General features: G+C 61.8%; 18 protein-coding genes. 1 reads left to right on the top strand and 17 read right to left on the bottom strand.

Annotated elements, in window-relative coordinates:
* Nucleotides 1-114: 114 nt before the first annotated feature.
* Nucleotides 115-312 carry a heavy-metal-associated domain-containing protein gene (locus ACOQOQ_RS08320; RefSeq protein ID WP_420569666.1) on the top strand — a complete coding sequence of 66 codons (198 nt, stop codon included), beginning with the start codon at nt 115-117 and terminating at the stop codon, nt 310-312.
* On the opposite strand, the gene hypE is transcribed toward ACOQOQ_RS08320, so the two are convergent.
* The 17 genes from hypE to hypF form a co-directional block, all read right to left on the bottom strand.
* Nucleotides 313-1,356, bottom strand: a complete 1,044-nt coding sequence (gene hypE / locus ACOQOQ_RS08315; RefSeq protein ID WP_420569665.1) for a hydrogenase expression/formation protein HypE — start codon at nt 1,354-1,356, stop codon at nt 313-315.
* Complete coding sequence (hypD, locus tag ACOQOQ_RS08310) at nt 1,353-2,495, bottom strand: hydrogenase formation protein HypD (protein WP_420569664.1); 1,143 nt, start codon at nt 2,493-2,495, stop codon at nt 1,353-1,355. The genes hypE and hypD overlap by 4 nt, the downstream gene beginning before the upstream one ends.
* Complete coding sequence (hypC, locus tag ACOQOQ_RS08305; protein WP_420569663.1) at nt 2,492-2,782, bottom strand: HypC/HybG/HupF family hydrogenase formation chaperone; 291 nt, start codon at nt 2,780-2,782, stop codon at nt 2,492-2,494. The genes hypD and hypC overlap by 4 nt, the downstream gene beginning before the upstream one ends.
* 3 nt (nt 2,783-2,785) lie before the next feature.
* Nucleotides 2,786-4,267, bottom strand: a complete 1,482-nt coding sequence (locus ACOQOQ_RS08300) for a sigma-54-dependent transcriptional regulator (RefSeq protein WP_420569662.1) — start codon at nt 4,265-4,267, stop codon at nt 2,786-2,788.
* Nucleotides 4,267-5,097: a hydrogenase nickel incorporation protein HypB gene (gene hypB / locus ACOQOQ_RS08295; protein ID WP_420569661.1), complete on the bottom strand. Its 831-nt coding sequence runs from the start codon at nt 5,095-5,097 to the stop codon at nt 4,267-4,269. Before hypB ends, ACOQOQ_RS08300 begins: the two co-directional genes overlap by 1 nt.
* Nucleotides 5,097-5,438 (bottom strand): hydrogenase maturation nickel metallochaperone HypA, encoded by a 342-nt coding sequence (hypA, locus tag ACOQOQ_RS08290; RefSeq protein WP_420569660.1) that lies wholly within the window; start codon nt 5,436-5,438, stop codon nt 5,097-5,099. The genes hypB and hypA overlap by 1 nt, the downstream gene beginning before the upstream one ends.
* Complete coding sequence (locus tag ACOQOQ_RS08285) at nt 5,431-6,267, bottom strand: hydrogenase expression/formation protein HupK (RefSeq protein WP_420569659.1); 837 nt, start codon at nt 6,265-6,267, stop codon at nt 5,431-5,433. The genes hypA and ACOQOQ_RS08285 overlap by 8 nt, the downstream gene beginning before the upstream one ends.
* A 3-nt stretch (nt 6,268-6,270) precedes the next feature.
* Nucleotides 6,271-7,077 (bottom strand): [NiFe]-hydrogenase assembly chaperone HybE, encoded by an 807-nt coding sequence (gene hybE, locus ACOQOQ_RS08280; protein WP_420569658.1) that lies wholly within the window; start codon nt 7,075-7,077, stop codon nt 6,271-6,273.
* Nucleotides 7,074-7,907, bottom strand: a complete 834-nt coding sequence (locus ACOQOQ_RS08275) for a hydrogenase expression/formation protein (protein WP_420569657.1) — start codon at nt 7,905-7,907, stop codon at nt 7,074-7,076. Before ACOQOQ_RS08275 ends, hybE begins: the two co-directional genes overlap by 4 nt.
* Before the next feature lie 12 nt (nt 7,908-7,919).
* On the bottom strand, nt 7,920-8,303 hold the full coding sequence (locus tag ACOQOQ_RS08270) for a hydrogenase accessory protein (RefSeq protein WP_420569656.1): 384 nt from the start codon (nt 8,301-8,303) through the stop codon (nt 7,920-7,922).
* A gap of 12 nt (nt 8,304-8,315) precedes the next feature.
* Complete coding sequence (locus tag ACOQOQ_RS08265; protein ID WP_420569655.1) at nt 8,316-8,636, bottom strand: HypC/HybG/HupF family hydrogenase formation chaperone; 321 nt, start codon at nt 8,634-8,636, stop codon at nt 8,316-8,318.
* A gap of 3 nt (nt 8,637-8,639) precedes the next feature.
* Nucleotides 8,640-9,248 (bottom strand): HyaD/HybD family hydrogenase maturation endopeptidase, encoded by a 609-nt coding sequence (locus ACOQOQ_RS08260; RefSeq protein WP_420569654.1) that lies wholly within the window; start codon nt 9,246-9,248, stop codon nt 8,640-8,642.
* A gap of 260 nt (nt 9,249-9,508) precedes the next feature.
* A complete protein-coding gene (gene cybH / locus ACOQOQ_RS08255; protein ID WP_420569653.1) occupies nt 9,509-10,285 on the bottom strand; it encodes a Ni/Fe-hydrogenase, b-type cytochrome subunit in 777 nt (258 codons plus the stop codon).
* A 4-nt stretch (nt 10,286-10,289) separates the two neighbouring features.
* Nucleotides 10,290-10,469: a hypothetical protein gene (locus ACOQOQ_RS08250; protein WP_420569652.1), complete on the bottom strand. Its 180-nt coding sequence runs from the start codon at nt 10,467-10,469 to the stop codon at nt 10,290-10,292.
* Nucleotides 10,470-10,481: 12 nt separating this feature from the next.
* The gene (locus tag ACOQOQ_RS08245) at nt 10,482-12,272 is read right to left on the bottom strand and encodes a nickel-dependent hydrogenase large subunit (RefSeq protein WP_420569651.1); all 1,791 of its coding nucleotides are present in this window, start codon (nt 12,270-12,272) and stop codon (nt 10,482-10,484) included.
* 3 nt (nt 12,273-12,275) lie between these two features.
* Nucleotides 12,276-13,364: a hydrogenase small subunit gene (locus ACOQOQ_RS08240; RefSeq protein WP_420569650.1), complete on the bottom strand. Its 1,089-nt coding sequence runs from the start codon at nt 13,362-13,364 to the stop codon at nt 12,276-12,278.
* A 229-nt stretch (nt 13,365-13,593) separates the two neighbouring features.
* A complete protein-coding gene (gene hypF / locus ACOQOQ_RS08235; RefSeq protein ID WP_420569649.1) occupies nt 13,594-15,837 on the bottom strand; it encodes a carbamoyltransferase HypF in 2,244 nt (747 codons plus the stop codon).
* Nucleotides 15,838-15,843 lie beyond the last annotated feature (6 nt).

Here is a 15,843-nt window from a genome sequence, read left to right as displayed (position 1 = left end):
CTTCAGATAAGGCCTCCACTAGCTGGAAGGTCAAGGCCCGTGCGCAAAATTCCGAAAATCGCTTGACCTTCCCCCGCTGGAAGGTCCCATTTGCCACCTTAAAGGAGATCCACAATGCCCACATTCGCCGTTCCCGGAATGAGCTGCAGCAAATGCACCGCCAAGATCGAGAAATCCGTGACCGAAGCCGACCCGACCGCCCTGTTGGAATTCGATTTGGACGCGCGCACGGTGGAAATTGACAGCGCAGACGACGCGGACGAATTGCTGGCCGCGATCAACAACGCAGGCTTCGAGGCCACAGCCGCCTGATCAGCAGATCCGCGGCAGCTGCTCGCCCACCAGCATGTCCACGATGCGCGCGCCGCCGAACAGCGTGCGCATCGTCACCCGTCCCGGCTGACCCTCTAGCGCCTTACCGATGATCACTGCGCCCTGCCCCTCGGGACGTGCGCGCATCGCGGCCAGGGCCGCATCCGCCTGATCCGCAGGCACGAACAGCACCAGCGTACCCTCGTTCGCCAAATACAGCGGGTCCAGGCCCAGGATTTCGCACATCCCTTTGACTTCGGTCCGGATCGGCAGCGCGGTTTCCTCGATTTCGATTGCGACGCCCGCCGCTTCGGCCATTTCGTTCAGGGCCGAGGCCACGCCGCCCCGTGTCGCATCCCGCGCGGCCCGCGCGTCGGGGGCGACGGCCAGAACATCCTCCATCAGATGCCCCAATCCCGCGCAATCCGACGGGATTTCAGCCGACAGGGCCATGTCCCCGCGTGCCGCCATGATCGCCGCGCCGTGATCGCCCAGAACCCCATTCACGATGGCCACATCCCCGGGCTGGATCAGACTGGCCTCAAGCTGACGACCCGGCGGGATCACGCCCACACCCGCCGTGGTCACGAACACCTTGTCCGCCATGCCGCGCCCGACAACCTTGGTGTCGCCCGTCACAATCCGCACGCCAGCCTTGTCCGCCTCGGCCTGCATCGAGGCCACGATGCGCCGCAACAGCGCCACTTCGGTACCTTCCTCGATGATGAATGCGGCCGTCAGGTACAAGGGCCGCGCGCCCCCCACAGCCAGATCATTCACCGTGCCGCAGACCGCGATCTTGCCAATGTCCCCGCCGGGGAATTCGACCGGATCGACCACGAAACTGTCCGTCGTCATTGCCAGTCGCGCGCCGGGTTCAGACAGTGCATCCACAGTCAGACGGGCCTGATCCTCCATTCCGTCAGGTTGAAAGACCGAGGTGAACACGTCCTCGATCAGATCGCGCATTGCCTTGCCACCACCACCATGGGCAAGGGTGACGCGTTCATCGCGCAAGCGAGAAATGGGGCGCGCCATGTTCATTCTGCCGCCGCCACAGCCCGGGCGCCTCCGTATTGGTAATAGGCCGCGCAGGCCCCTTCCGAGCTGACCATCAACGCGCCCAAGGGCATCTCGGGGGTGCAGCCCGTCCCGAACTGAGGGCAGTTTACCGGCTTCATGCGGCCTGTCATCACCTGACCACAAGCGCAGCCTTCGGGTTCTTCCACCACGCGCGGGCCGGCGGCATAGCCGATGCCGAATTTCTCTTCGGCATCGAAGGCCTTATAGCGGTCACGAATGCGCAACCCGCTGGCGTCAATCTCGCCCAGGCCGCGCCATTCGAAGGTCGGGCGCGGTTCATAGACATCCTCGATCGCAGCGATCGAGACAGGGTTGCCGTGTTCGGGCACCACGCGTGCATATTGGTTCTGCACCTCGGCGCGGCCATCGCGGATCTGCTCTAGCACCATCAGCACCGATTGCAGCAGGTCCAGCGGCTCAAACCCGGCGACGACGATGGGCTTGCCATAATCTTCGGCAATAAAATCATAGGGATGCACGCCGATCACCATGGACACATGCCCCGGCCCAACAAAACCGTCCAGCACCATATGCGGGTCATCCAGCAGCGCTTTGATCGGCGGCGGGACGGTGATGTGATTGCAGAAGACGGTGAAATTCGTCAGCCCTTCGCGCGCAGCCTGCTGGATCGAAAACGCGGTCGAGGGCGTGGTGGTTTCGAACCCCAGACCGAAGAACACGACCTCTCGGTCCGGGTTGCGCCGCGCCAGTTCCAGCGCATCCAGAGGGGAATAGACCATGCGGATATCCGCCCCGTCAGCCTTGGCCTGCAACAAGGATTTCCGCGTCCCCGGCACGCGCATGGCGTCGCCAAAGGTGGTGAAAATCACCTCGGGGCGTTCGGCCAGTTCAACGCATTCATCAACCCGGCTCATCGGCAGCACGCAAACCGGACAGCCGGGGCCGTGGATGAACTCGATGCCCGCAGGGGTCAGCTTGTCCAGCCCATAGCGAAAGATTGCATGCGTGTGACCGCCGCAGATCTCCATGATGTGGACGGGGTTTTCGGCAGTGGCACCGATCTGATCGACCACCCTTGCGATGGCCTCTAGCAGGGCCTTGGCGGCGACCGGATCGCGGAATTCCTCGGCGTATTTCATGCGCTTTCCTCCAATGCGGCGTCGCCTGCGGCCATCGCCTCGAGTGTTTCCTGCGCCTCGCCCAGACCCCGCAAGGCCTCCAAGGTGGCGGCGGCTTCGGCCTCGTCGATCTCGGCCATGGCAAAGCCCACATGGATCAACGCCCATTTGCCCACCACATCCGCAATGGGTCCGGTGGCGATGGGGGCCACGTTGACCTCGCGGCGCACGCCGGACACTTCGGCCATGGCCATCATCTTGGCCTCGTCTGTGATGGCCACGATCTGGCCGGGGATGCCAAGGCACATGAGTCAGTCCTCCTCTGGGGTCAGCGCGGGTTTTCCCGGCTCGACGATCCCGTAACGTTCGATTTTCGCGCGCAGCCCGACGCGGGACAGGCCCAGTTCATTGGCGGCGCGGCTTTTGTTCCATTTCAGGCGGGTCAAGGTTTCGCGCAGGATGCGCATCTCGATCTGTTCGACCCGGTCTTTCAAGGTGCCCTCGCCCTCCAACACCATGTCCACGGGGGTGACGCCGGGCGCATCGGTTGGCGCGGCCTGCAAGATGTGACGCGAGATCAGCTCGGGCCCCAGCAGCTGATCCTGACTAAAGACCAGCATCCGTATCATTTCGTTTTCCAGCTCGCGCAGGTTGCCGGGCCAGTCATAGTTTTCCAGGAATTTCAGCGCGTCATCGGACAGGCCATAGACCTGCTTGCCATGGGTGCCCGCCGCCTCGAACAACAAATGCTGCGCAAGAATGGGCATGTCCTCAAGCCGTTTGCGCAAGGGCGGCACGTTCAGCGTGGTCTTGGCCAGCGCGAAATACAGATCGCCACGGAACTGCCCCTCGGCCACGTCCATGCGCAGATCACGGCTGCTGCCCGCCAAAAGCCGCACATCCGTCCGCACCACCTCGTGACTGCCAAGCGGGCGGAAGGCGCCCTCGGTCGCGACATTGACCAAGGCGAGCTGCATTTTCGGCGACAGCTCGGCGATCCCGTTCAGGAACAGCGTGCCGCGATCGGCCTTTTGCAGCAGGCCGGCTTTGTTGGATTGCACGCCGGGCACCGCACCGCGACGGGCGCCGAACAGTTCCAGCTCCAGAATGTCGTCATCCACGCCAATGCAATTGATTTCATGAAACGGCCGGTCGGAGCGAAGAGAGCTATAGTGCATCGCCCGCGCCAGATCGGTTTTGCCCGTCCCGGCCTCGCCGGTGATCAGAACGGACACGTCAAAACTTGCGAATTGCCGGGCCTGCGCGATCACCGCATTCATGGGCGAGTTCGGGCCGCGCAGCACGTTTTCGAACCCCAGCCCCTCGCGCAGGGCCTTGCGTTTTTCATCCAGCTTGGTTTCGACCGAGCGCGAAAGGTACCGCATTTCCAAGGACATACGGTCGTGCTCTCGGTTCAGCCGGAACAGATCAGCCGCGTTCTTGGCGGTCATCACTAATAGGTCGGGGTGCCAGGGTTTGGTCAGGAACTGGTAGATCCCCGCGTCATTGATGGCCGCGATCATATCGTTGGTTTCGGTATACCCGGTGATGATGATCCGCACGGTTTCGGGCCAGCGGTCGCGCACCTCGGTCAGGAATTCGACGCCCGTCCGCCCCGGCATCCGTTGATCGCAAAAGATAAGCTGGACGAAATGTTCCTCCATCAGCACCATCGCCTCGTCAGCGTTGCGGGCGGTCAGACAGTCGAAATCATCCTCCAGCGCCATGCGCATGGACGCCAGCGAGTGTTCCTCGTCATCGACCAACAGGATGGTGGGGGCGGCCTCGGTCATTATTCCGCCGCCTGTTCGGTTTGTTTCGAGGCCAGATTGCCGCGCAGCCAGGCCAGCCAGTCGTCCATCCCCACGCCCGTGCGGGCGCTGACGCGGATGATTTCGATGGCTGGATTCACGCGGCGCAGGTTTTCTTCGTACAGGGCCAGATCCACGTCGCAATATGGCGCCAGATCGACCTTATTCAGCAGGGCAATGCGCGACGCTGTGAACATGTCGGGGTATTTCAGGGGCTTATCCTCGCCCTCGGTCACGGACAGGATGGCGACTTTGCAATCCTCGCCCAGATCAAAGCCCGCCGGGCAGACCAGGTTTCCGACGTTTTCCACAAACAGGAACGAGCCCTGCTCCATCGGCAAATGCTCCATCGCGTGACCCACCATGTGGCCGTCCAGATGGCAGCCCTTGCCGGTGTTGACCTGCACGGCGGCAGCCCCGGTGGCGCGGATACGTTCGGCGTCATTGGCGGTTTGCTGGTCACCTTCGATCACGGCCAAGGGCGTATCCCCCAGCGCCTCGATCGTTTTGCACAGTAGCGTGGTTTTGCCCGAGCCGGGCGAGCTGACAAGGTTCACTGTAAAAATCCCGCGATCCTTCAGAATGGCACGGTTCGCATCAGCATAGCGGTCGTTTTTCGCCAGAATATCCGTTTCAATCTCGATCAAACGGTCCTGAGACATCCCCGCGACTTCGACCCCCGCGGGTCCGTGGCCGAAATGAATGTCGTGGGAATGGCCGTGGTGATGGTGGTGACCATGCGAATGGCCATGTTCATGAGAATGGCTGTGCCCCTCGACCGAGCTATCCCCGCATCCGCAAACTGTACACATCAGATTACCTCCAGATCCTTGATCCGCATTTCATCGCCACCAATGGGCATCAATTTTCCGCCGCCGCAGTCGGGACAGGGGTCCAGACGCTCGGCGATTTCTACTTCTTTCACGCAGTCGTAGCACATGGCCCGACCGGGCAGGTCCAGCATCTCCAGCCGGGCGCCCTCGGCGACGCTGCCGCGCATCACCACGTCAAAGGCAAATTCCAGCGCCGGTTTTTCAACCCCGGCAAAGCGACCGATTTCGACACGTACGCATTTGACCGCCTGGATGACGTGGCTGCGCGCCTGATCTTCGATCACCTGGCGAATGCCTTCACAGAGCGACATTTCATGCATCGGCGGGCACCTCGGTCAGATCAACGGGGCTGCACGGGTCCAGTATGGCCAGCAATTTTTCTGCATGGGTCCGGTCCGGCAGGGTGTCCAATGATGCCTGCAGAATGCCATTTGTGGCAAGTAAATGATCGGTAGGCGTGACGCGGTGGAAAGTCTCTACCCGGTTTTCGCGTGTCGTCGCCATTAGGGCATAAGTCCCGCGCGCGGCGGGCGCCAGAATACCCCGCGGCGTGCGGATGATTTCGGGCTGCCATCCCTCGGCCAGTTTGCGCAGCTCGACCGCCCGCGCAACGGTGCGCCACAACGGACCATGGCCGTGCTGCGCTTCGACATGCTGCATCACCGGATCATCGGCCACGCGGCCTGCAACCGAGTTCTCGATCGCCCCCGCCGAGAAGCCGTTTTCTGGCGAGACCAAGGGCAGCGCGCCCACCACAGCCTGACCCTGCCCGAAAGCTTCGCAGACCCCCCGCAACAACTGCGCCAACCGGGCATCAGAGGCCATGAAGGCATCAAATTTGGCGGGAGAGGCCGGAAAAGCGGTGGGCGCTTTGCTGACCTGCATCCCCAAAGCCAAGGGAAGCATTACCCCCAGCTTTAACTCGTGCTCGCGCCGAATCTCATCCCGAACAGCCTGCATATCCGCAGCCGTTACCTCCAACCCTAAAGCCGTCCGCACTGCCGCCCGCTGCGCCGCGCGGCACAGGTTGAACAAGCGCGGCAGCAGTTCGGCCACGTCCTCGACCGGCTTGCCCCGCACCAAATCCGCCACGGGCAAAGCCGCGACAGGCTGTGCGATCAGGCGCGTATGAGGGGTACGGTCCAGCATGGTTCAGCTTTCGGAAACCCCCACGGTCAACACCTGGCGACGCGAGGGCAGAACCGGGATTTCGGGCTCTTCTGCGGCAGCCTCTGCCGCGGCCGCTTCAGCTTCGGCCACGGCTGCGATTTCGTCTTCGCGCGCGGCACGGATATCGGCCTGACGGTCGGTCTCGGCCATGTTTTCAGCGTCAAACAGCGCGACCATTACCGCCTTGGCAACATCAACGGCTTGTCCTTGGGTTTTGAACTCGCCCATTGGCGAAAATAACGAGCACGCCTTGTACCCGCCCACCATGTCGCGGGTGTTATGGATGAACTCGTAAGTACCAGACGCGAAAGAGATATCCTCTTTGGCACCAGCCTGCAGACCTGACCAATCCTCGTCTTCGGCAGGCAGCATGATCAGGTTCATGAACCACGGGCTGATCAGCACACCCAAGGGGCGCCCCTGATGCATTTTCCAGCCAACGGCCTGCACGTGCAGCACCTTGTTGACCATGGGAACGTCGCGCATCTTGGCGTGCCAGACCTCGGTGAAATCCGTCTCCAGCAGGTCGGTGCGGTTCTTGATATGTTGCGCCTCCAGCACGTCCTGCGCGCCGGGGTCTTCGGAGACCAGGAACTGCTCTTTGGGCGCATCGCAATTGGGGCAGGACCAATCGTCGGGCAGGTCCAGAAATGGCGTGCCGGGCAACACCTGGCGGGTGTCGTCCCCCTCGGCCGGATCGTAGGGTGTCCAGCAGATTTTGCACTCCATGATCGCCTTGGGGCTGATCTTGTCCTGTGCGCCCAGGAACGAGCCTTCGAAACCGCTCATCGGATTGCCTCCATGACTTCTTGGATACGTTCAGCGCTGTCGGCCAGATCTTCGGGGGCGGCCAGTGCCACCTCGGGCAGGCGCGTCACCTCGAACGTGTCTAAAATCAGCACGTCCATCGAGTTGAAAAACTGCACACGCCAGACATGCGCCTGCCCCGTCGCGCTGATCCGGCAATTGCCATAACCCCGCGACAGAATCTCGACAGAGCCCTGCCCCATCGCCGTATCCAGCCATTCCAGATCGGGTTCGGTATGCGGCAACAGGGTCAGGTTGATCACGTGCAGCTCGGCCTGATCCGAGAAGCTGGCGGATTTGTCCATCAGCTCGACCAGCAGTGCCGGGGCATTCACCACGCCGGCAGGTTTCGGCGCCAGAGCACCAAGCGCGGGTTTGCGCGGGTCAAAGGCGCGGTCCAGGGCCATTTGCGGGATCGGGCCGATTTCCACCGCGTCCACATCCACGCCGCGCAGGCACCAGACCCCGGCGAACACACTTTCCTGAGCGGCCACAGCGGGGATGCCATGCATGCGGACGGACACCTCGCCCTCGCCCAGCGTTTCGGCGATCAGCGCGCGGTTTTCCTTGTTCAGACCGGACAGATCCAGGATTTCATTCGCTCCGCCCCTGGCCACACGATCACAGGCTTTGGACATCTGTTCCAGCAGGTCCAGACCCGAGGAAACGTCGCCCTCGACCTCGGGGACATGCAGCGAATAGGACCGCATGTCCTGCGGCATCGGCATGTATTCCAGCTCTTTTCCGTCCTCTTCGGGCGGCTGCGATCCGGGGCCATAGCCCATCGGGGGCATGTGGAAATTGCTGACCATCTTGGTTCCTCCTCACTCTGCCGCGACGGGCTGGGCCAGGATCTGCTTGATCCGGGCGATGTATTCATCCCAATCCCGTACCCGCGGTATGGCGCCGATCATCTGGCCATCGCGGTAGAATATCAGGCTGGGGGTTTTCAGAACGCGGGTTTCCTCGCGCAGTTTGGCTTCGATGTCGTCACCGACCACGGCGCAATCGAACAGCCCCTGAAAGGCCATCTTCAGCTCGGGCAGGATCACGGCCACATCGGCAGTTTCCAGGTTACGTTTCGGATCGCCGGGCACGAACAGCGCGTGGGTGCCGGGCTGGGCGGTATACCCCTCCAACGCAGTCCAGTCGTCCAGCGCTGGCCAGCTCATCTCGTCGGTCAATCGGGCAATCAATGGGTGTGTCATGGTTGGGATCTCTCAGGCTGTGGTGTCGCCCGCGTCCAGCGCGGCCTGTAAATGTGGGGGCAGTTGAGGCCCGCGGGCCTCCAGATCAGCGAAAGCGTTTCCCAGCTCACCGCCCTGCATCAGCGCGCGCAGCCCGTCCAAGGCGGCGCTGATCTTGGCGGCCTCGTCGGCGCTGATCACCTCGCGGGCGGCACCAAGGAAGGTCAGCACCCATGTGCCGGGCTCGACCGGACCGGTCAGCGACAGGTCGATCAGCACGGTTTCGCGTCCATCTGAGGCGTGGGCGGCGATACCTTCGACACTGGTTATCTGCATGGGAACGCCCAGGCACATGGCTCAGGCCTCCTCGGGAAAGAAACGTGCATCGCCGGTACGGCAGGCCTCGTCTTCGGAGGGGCGGCCACCCTCGTAGGCGCTGCGCAGGATCGAGGCATCGGCCAGCAGGCTATCGTCGCCCTTGCCCTGGCGCGCGTGGATCCCGCGTTCGGCCAGATAGTCCAGCGCCACTTGGATCGACGGCTGGATCTGAGCAGCCACGACATCGCGTAGCCCTCCGCCGTAATCCTCCAGCTCTTCGGGCTGGCAGCCGACCAGCAGCAGTGTTTCAGGGCAATAACCCATCAGTTGCGCAGTGGCGATCACGTCCTGAAATCCGGTCTGGTGCAGGCTCATCTTCTTGGCGCCCATAAAGGCCGGCACCTCGTCATTTTCGACAATCTTCAGCGTGCCGGGCTGTAGCCCGTAATCAACCGCGTCGAAGACGATCAAAATGTCGGCCTCTTCCAGAAAGGGCAGCAGGTACAGCCCCTGCGTGCCGCCATCCAGAAGACGTACATTTTCATCAAAGGCGTGGCTTTCGGCCAAGGTTTCGACGCAGCGCACGCCAAAGCCCTCGTCGGCCCACAAGACGTTCCCAATCCCAAGGATCAGAACATTGGCAGTCATAGCATTCCTCCCTAGCTGCAGCGCGGCAATCCTGCTTCCGCTTGCGACTGAAGGTGACAATAACCTTTTCATGTGCCAGGAATGGGTTTTTTCTACTTTGCGTGAAAATAGGACATACCCTTGATATGGCTGCATATTTGTGAATACAGCAGCATACCGATTGGGCGCTTATGAAAAGTTACCTTCCAAAATTTCTTCATATCGGAAAGCAAAAAGGCGGACGCTCTGCGCCCGCCTTTTTAATTCAGATGAATCGGGGATTACTCGGCCCTGTCATCCTTGAACGTCCGATGCCCCGAGATCATGGTCGAGACCATGGACTGGCGGCTCATGATGTCCTCGCGGATGGCTGCGTAGATGTGCACGATCATGAACACGATGATGGCCCACATGCCCAGATGGTGCACTGAATGCAGCACCTGCGTGTTGCCGACCAAAGCAATCAGCCAGCCCATCACCACATCCGGCAAGCTGCCTTTGCCCGTACCCTCGGCATACAGCGCCCAGCCGGTCAGCAGCATGAAGGTCGTGCCCAGCGTCATGAAAAAGAACATCGCGATCTGCGCCAGCGGGTTGTGGCCGACGTATTTCTTGGGCTCTTTTTCCAGGAACAGATACCAACGCAGTTCAAACAGAACCTCTTGCCACCAATGCTTGTTCAGAATGGGAACATAGAACATCTGCTTGGCGTGGTGATTGCCCACGATGGCCCAGTAGATGCGCCCGAAGAACAGCACCGTCAGCACCTGCCCTGCCGCGAAATGGGCAAAGCGAATGTATCCCATGACGAACTGGTGCGTGGCCTCGGCGATCTGCATGGACGGCAGAGGCGAGCCTATGAACCAGCCCGTTGCGATCAGGATCAGGATCGCCAGCGCGTTCAGCCAATGCCACAGACGCACCGGCACTTCGTAGACATAGACCGAGGTTCGGCGGCGGATGCTTTCGATATCCTCGGCGGTGGCATCGCCGGTCAGCCGGGCCGCCTCCAGCGGCTCGGGACCGTCCCGGTTGGGTGTATGGATTGTGTCCGACATCGGCTTAGCCCTCGGCCCTGTGGCGGCGGAGCAGATAGACCCCCGCCGCGACCACCACCAGCGCCAGACCGATCAGGCTATGCGTTACGGCATGGCCCTCGGCGCCGGGGGCGACCACGGGGTGACCCTCGTGGGCCATGGCCGCCGAAGCGGATGCAAAGAATGCGAGTGCTGCGTATTTCATGGTCTCTCCTCCTTAGCGCACTTTGACGGTGGTCAGCTCGTCGCCATCAGGCGACATCACGTGGGTCGAGCACGCCAGGCACGGATCAAAACTGTGCAGGGTGCGCAGGATTTCCACCGGCTCGTCCGGGCGTTCCATGGGCGTGTTCATCAGGCTGGCCTCGAAGGCGCCGATGTTGCCCTTGGTGTCACGCGGGCTGCCGTTCCAGGTGGTGGGAACCACGCATTGATAGTTCTCGATCCGGCCGTCCTTGATCTTGATCCAGTGACCCAGGGCACCACGCGGAGCCTCGGTCATGCCGACGCCCTTGGCCTCTTTCGGCCAGGTGCTGGGATCCCACTTTTCAACATTCGCTGTGCTTTCATCGCCGTTCTTGATGTTGGTGATCAGCTTGTCGAAGAAGTGTTTTTGCAGGCGTCCACAATATTCAGATTCCAGCGCGCGCGCCGCCGTCCGGCCCAAGGTCGAGAACAGTGCCTCGACCGGCAGGTCCATCGTGCGCAGCAGGCCGTCGACCTGATCCTTGATGTCCTCGTGTCCCTTGGCATAGCCGACGATGTAGCGGGCCAGCGGACCGACCTCCATCGCGTGACCTTTCCAGCGCGGAGCCTTGATCCACGAGTATTTCGCGGCCTCGTCCAGCTCTTTGATGTTGGTCTTGGTGCCCTTGGCGTTCGGGCCCAGTTCAAACTTGGGATCGGTGATGCCGTCCCATGGGTGCAGGCCCTTGCCCGGCTCGCCATAGTCGTACCACGAATGGTCCACGAATTCCTGAACCTGTTCGGGGTCGCGCACGTCGACGTCATGCACGGTGGACAGATCGCCGTCGATGATCGCACCGCGCGGCAGGTGCAGCTGCTCGGGGCTGAAATCATTGGCATTTTCAGGGATATCACCATAGGCCAGACAGGCCTTGGAGGACAGACCGCCGCCATACAGCCAGTTCTTGTAGAACCCACCAATGGCCACCACGTCGGGCAGATAAACGTTCTTATTGAACTCGATACACTTGTCGATGATCGAGCTGACAAGGTTCAGCCGTTCCATGTTGATCGCGCCGGTCGCGCCGTTGCCATGCACGTTGATCGGGCACGGCACGCCCCCCACCAGCCAGTTCGGATGCGGGTTCTTACCGCCAAAGATCGTATGGACCTTGACGATCTCTTTTTGCAGGTCCAGCGCTTCCAGATAGTGGGTGGTGGCCATCAGGTCGGCCTCGGGCGGCAGTTTATAGGCCGGGTTGTCCCAATAACCGTTCTTGAACAGGCCCAACTGGCCGGATTCCACGAATTTCTTCAGCCGGTTCTGAACATCCCGGAAGTAGCCGGGGCTGGACAGCGGGTGGTTGGGACCAACGGTTTGTTGCAGCTCGGACGTTGCCTTGGGATCGGCGCGCAGGGCGTTGATCGGGTTGACCCAATCCAGCGCGTGCAGGTGGTAGAAATGCACGACGTGATCGTGGATCTCCAGGTTCAGCTGCATGATGTTGCGGATCGAGTTGGCATTGTCCGGGATGGTGATCCCCAGCGCATCCTCAACCGCGCGCACGGATGTCAGCGCGTGGGTGCCGGTGCAGACGCCGCAGATACGTTCGGTGAACGCCCAGGCATCCCGCGGATCGCGACCCTTGAGGATCACCTCAAGGCCCCGCCACATGGTGCCAGTGCTGACGGCGTTACGGATGACGCCCTGATCATCCACGTTCACTTCGCAGCGCATGTGGCCTTCGATCCGGGTGACCGGGTCCACAACAATGCGGCGCCCGGACGTATCGAGGTCAAAGCCGTTCGGAGTAGTGGCCATGGCTTATGCCTCCTCTTTTTGTGTTTGAGTTTTCTTTTGTGCGGCTTTCAGCGCGGACACGGCAGCGTGGATCGCAACAGCGCCCCCCACAGCCCCGGCGGCGGCCATGCCAATCTCGTCGGCGTTCTTTTCCACGCCGAACTGCGTCAGATCGGTGACACGGTCATAGAAACTGCCCTGATCCCAGAACCCGTCCTCGGAGCAGCCGATACAGCCGTGGCCCGATTGAATGGGGAAGCTAACGCCTTCGTTCCAGCGCACGGTCGAGCAGGCGTTATAGGTGGTCGGGCCCTTACAGCCCATCTTGTACAGACAATAGCCCTTGCGCGCGTTTTCATCGTCCCAGGTTTCCACGAACTGACCGGCGTCAAAGTGCGGACGGCGATAGCATTTGTCGTGAATCCGCTGGCTGTAGAACATCGCCGGACGGCCCTGACGGTCCAGCTCGGGCAGGCGATCGAAGGTCAGCATATAGGTAATTACGCCGGTCATGACCTCGGCGATGGGCGGACAGCCCGGCACCTTGATGATCGGTTTGTCGGTGATGACCTTGTGCACGGGTGTGGCCTGCGTCGGGTTCGGCTTGGCCGCCTGCACACAGCCATAGGACGCACAGGCCCCCCAGCTGATAATCGCCTTGGCGTCCTTGGCAGCGTGGCGCAGTTTTTCCACAAAGGGCTTCCCGCCCGAAATGCAGAACATGCCGTCCTCGTTCAGGGGCGGGTTACCCTCGACCGCAAGGATGTAGTTGCCCTTGTATTTCTGGATGGTTTCCTCGAACGCGGCCTCAGCGGCGTGGCCGGCGGCGGCCATCAGCGTGTCGTCGTAATCCAGACTGATCATCGACAGCACCACGTCCTTGGCCAGCGGGTGGGCCGAGCGGATGAAGCTTTCCGAACAGCAGGTACATTCCAGTCCGTGCACCCAGATCACCGGGGTACGCGGCTTATTCTCCATCGCGTGTGCAATCTTGGGCACATAGGCGGGGCTAAGCCCCAGCGCCGCTGCGGTCAGCGAGCAATATTTCATGAAACTGCGCCGGGTAATCCCCTGCCGCCGCATCACGTCATAAAAGGTTTCAATCTGGCTCAAGGCGGTCCCTCCCTGCTGGTCGAAATTCGGGCGTATGCAACGGCACACACCGATCCAATTGCAGACAAACAGCTTCGCGGGGCGGAATCCAAAGGAATACATCCGCGCCTGAGAATTTCTATTATTTATTAATTTTCAGCAAGTTACGCCGATTTGCACGAGGCTTTCCGCACTCGCATCCGGCACCGTGACAACCAGATGATCACCTTAGGTGGTCACAAGATTTCCGCTAGCGCTGGTCCGCCTTCAACCGCGTGGCCGCAGCGATCAGGGCTTGTCCCAGAGCCAGTCCGCCGTCATTGGCGGGCGTGCGGCGATGCACCAGGACAGGTAGATCGGACAAGGCGCTTTGCATCATCTCTGCCAGCAACGCGTTCTGAAAACATCCCCCCGACAGCGCCACGGTTTCCACTTTGTGCAGCGCCATCGCGGTCAGAACAGGGCCTTCGATCGCGCGCGTCAGCCACAGATGAAAAGCAAAGGCCAGATCTTCGATCGCCTCACCCGCCTGCACTCCGTTCACGGTGGATCGGATCATGTCCGACGGGTCAATCGGCCCAACCTCTATCGTCTTGATCGGAATACGAATGCCAAGGTTATGTCGGCGCAGACCTTTAGAGGCGCGGGCCAGAGCCTCAAGTCGCATCGCGGCCTCGCCTTCGTAGCTTTGGCCGTCAGCACAAATCCCCAGGATCGCGGCCACGGCATCAAACAGCCGCCCCACGGACGAGGATTGAGGGGCATTCAGACCTGTCTGCGCGGCGCGACGGGCCATCGTCAGGGGCTTATCCGCGAACCGCTGATCCGCCCAATCCGACAGCCCCGCCTGATCCAGCCGCACCAAGGCATTCCGCCACGGCTCGCGCGCGGCCATGTCCCCGCCGATCAGGGGGGCAGGCTGCAGCCATGCCACACGCTCGAACCCATGATAGTCTCCTACCAGAATTTCGCCGCCCCATACGGTGCCGTCTGGCCCCAGACCTGTCCCGTCCAGGACAATCCCGGCCACCTTGCCCCCATCCAAGGGCCAGCCATTTTGCCCCAGACACGAGGCCAGGTGCGCGTGATGATGCTGCACCTCGACCACTGGCCGCCCTTTGCTGCGCGCATGTTGCGAGGCGCGAAAATCCGGGTGCATGTCGCAAGCCACCAATTCTGGCTGATGGTCAAACAGGTCCGCATAATCCGCATCCGCCTGCAAAAAAGCATCATAGGTCAGCGCGTCGTCCAGCTCGCCCAGATGGTGGCCCAGCAGTGCCTGCCCGTTCTTGACCAGGCAAATCGCCGATTTCATCTGCCCGCCATAGGCCGCGATTTGCGGGGCGTCCTGAAATCCCTTGGGCAAGGGCAACGTCCCCGGCACCCGCCCACGCGCGCGGCGCAGCACCATCGGAGGATCGGCGCGCTCGACACTGTCATCCAGCCGCCGGGCAATATCTCGATCATGCAGCACGAACATGTCCGCAAAAGGGGCCAGCTTGTCCAACGCCTCGTCATTGCCAATGACCTGAGGCTCGCCCGAAAGGTTCCCGCTGGTCATCACCAGTGGGCGCCCCACCCCAGCCATCAGCAAGTGATGCAGGGGCGTGTAGGGCAACATCCAACCCAGATGAGCCTGATCGGGGGCGACGTTTTCAGGCAGCCCCTCTCCGCGCAGCAAGACGATGGGCGCGGCGGAATCGCGCAGCAGTTTCCATTCGGAACCGTTTGGAGCGCAATAGCGGGCGATCATCTCCTCGGTCCCCATCAGGGCAAAGGGTTTGTGCGGGCGGCGCTTGCGCTCGCGCAGCAGCGCCACGGCCTGTTCGTTCGTCGCATCCACGGCCAAGTGAAAACCGCCCAGACCCTTGATCGCAACCACCTGCCCCCGCAGCAATGCCTGCGCCGCCGCCTCTATCGGCGCGTCCGAGGCCGGCTGCGTCCACACCCGAGGACCGCAATCCGCACAAGCAACAGGTTGCGCGTGGAACCGGCGATCAGCGGGGTTTTCGTATTCGGCCCGGCACGCGGCACACATCTGGAATTCGGCCATCGAGGTCTGGGCCCGGTCATAGGGCAGCCCGCGCAGAATCGAGAACCGCGGCCCGCAATTGGTGCAATTGGCAAAGGCATAGCCATGGCGGCGCTCGGCGGGATCCGTGATCTCGGCCAGGCAATCGGGGCAAGTGGCAGCATCCGGCGTGACCCGTGTCTCGGCCCCGCTGCCCCGAGAGGCGGCGATCTGAAAGCCGTCCCCGACCTCGCCTTCCCAGTCCGAGCTGAGCAGCTGATCAACCCGCGCCAGCGCCGGGGCCTCGGCCTTCAGCGCGGCCTCGAACCCGTCCAGATCGGGGCCGGCTACGATGATCAACACGCCTTCGGGATCGTTCAAAACGTGTCCGCGCACCCCCATTCGATGCGCCAGCTGCCAGACAAAGGGACGAAACCCGACGCCCTGAACCTGGCCCTGAACCCGGATCTGTCGTCCCTTCATGACCGG

The organism is Thalassovita sp. (assembly GCF_965218685.1).
Classification (GTDB): Bacteria; Pseudomonadota; Alphaproteobacteria; order Rhodobacterales; family Rhodobacteraceae; genus Thalassobius.
This window is presented reverse-complemented; position numbering and strand designations above follow the sequence as displayed.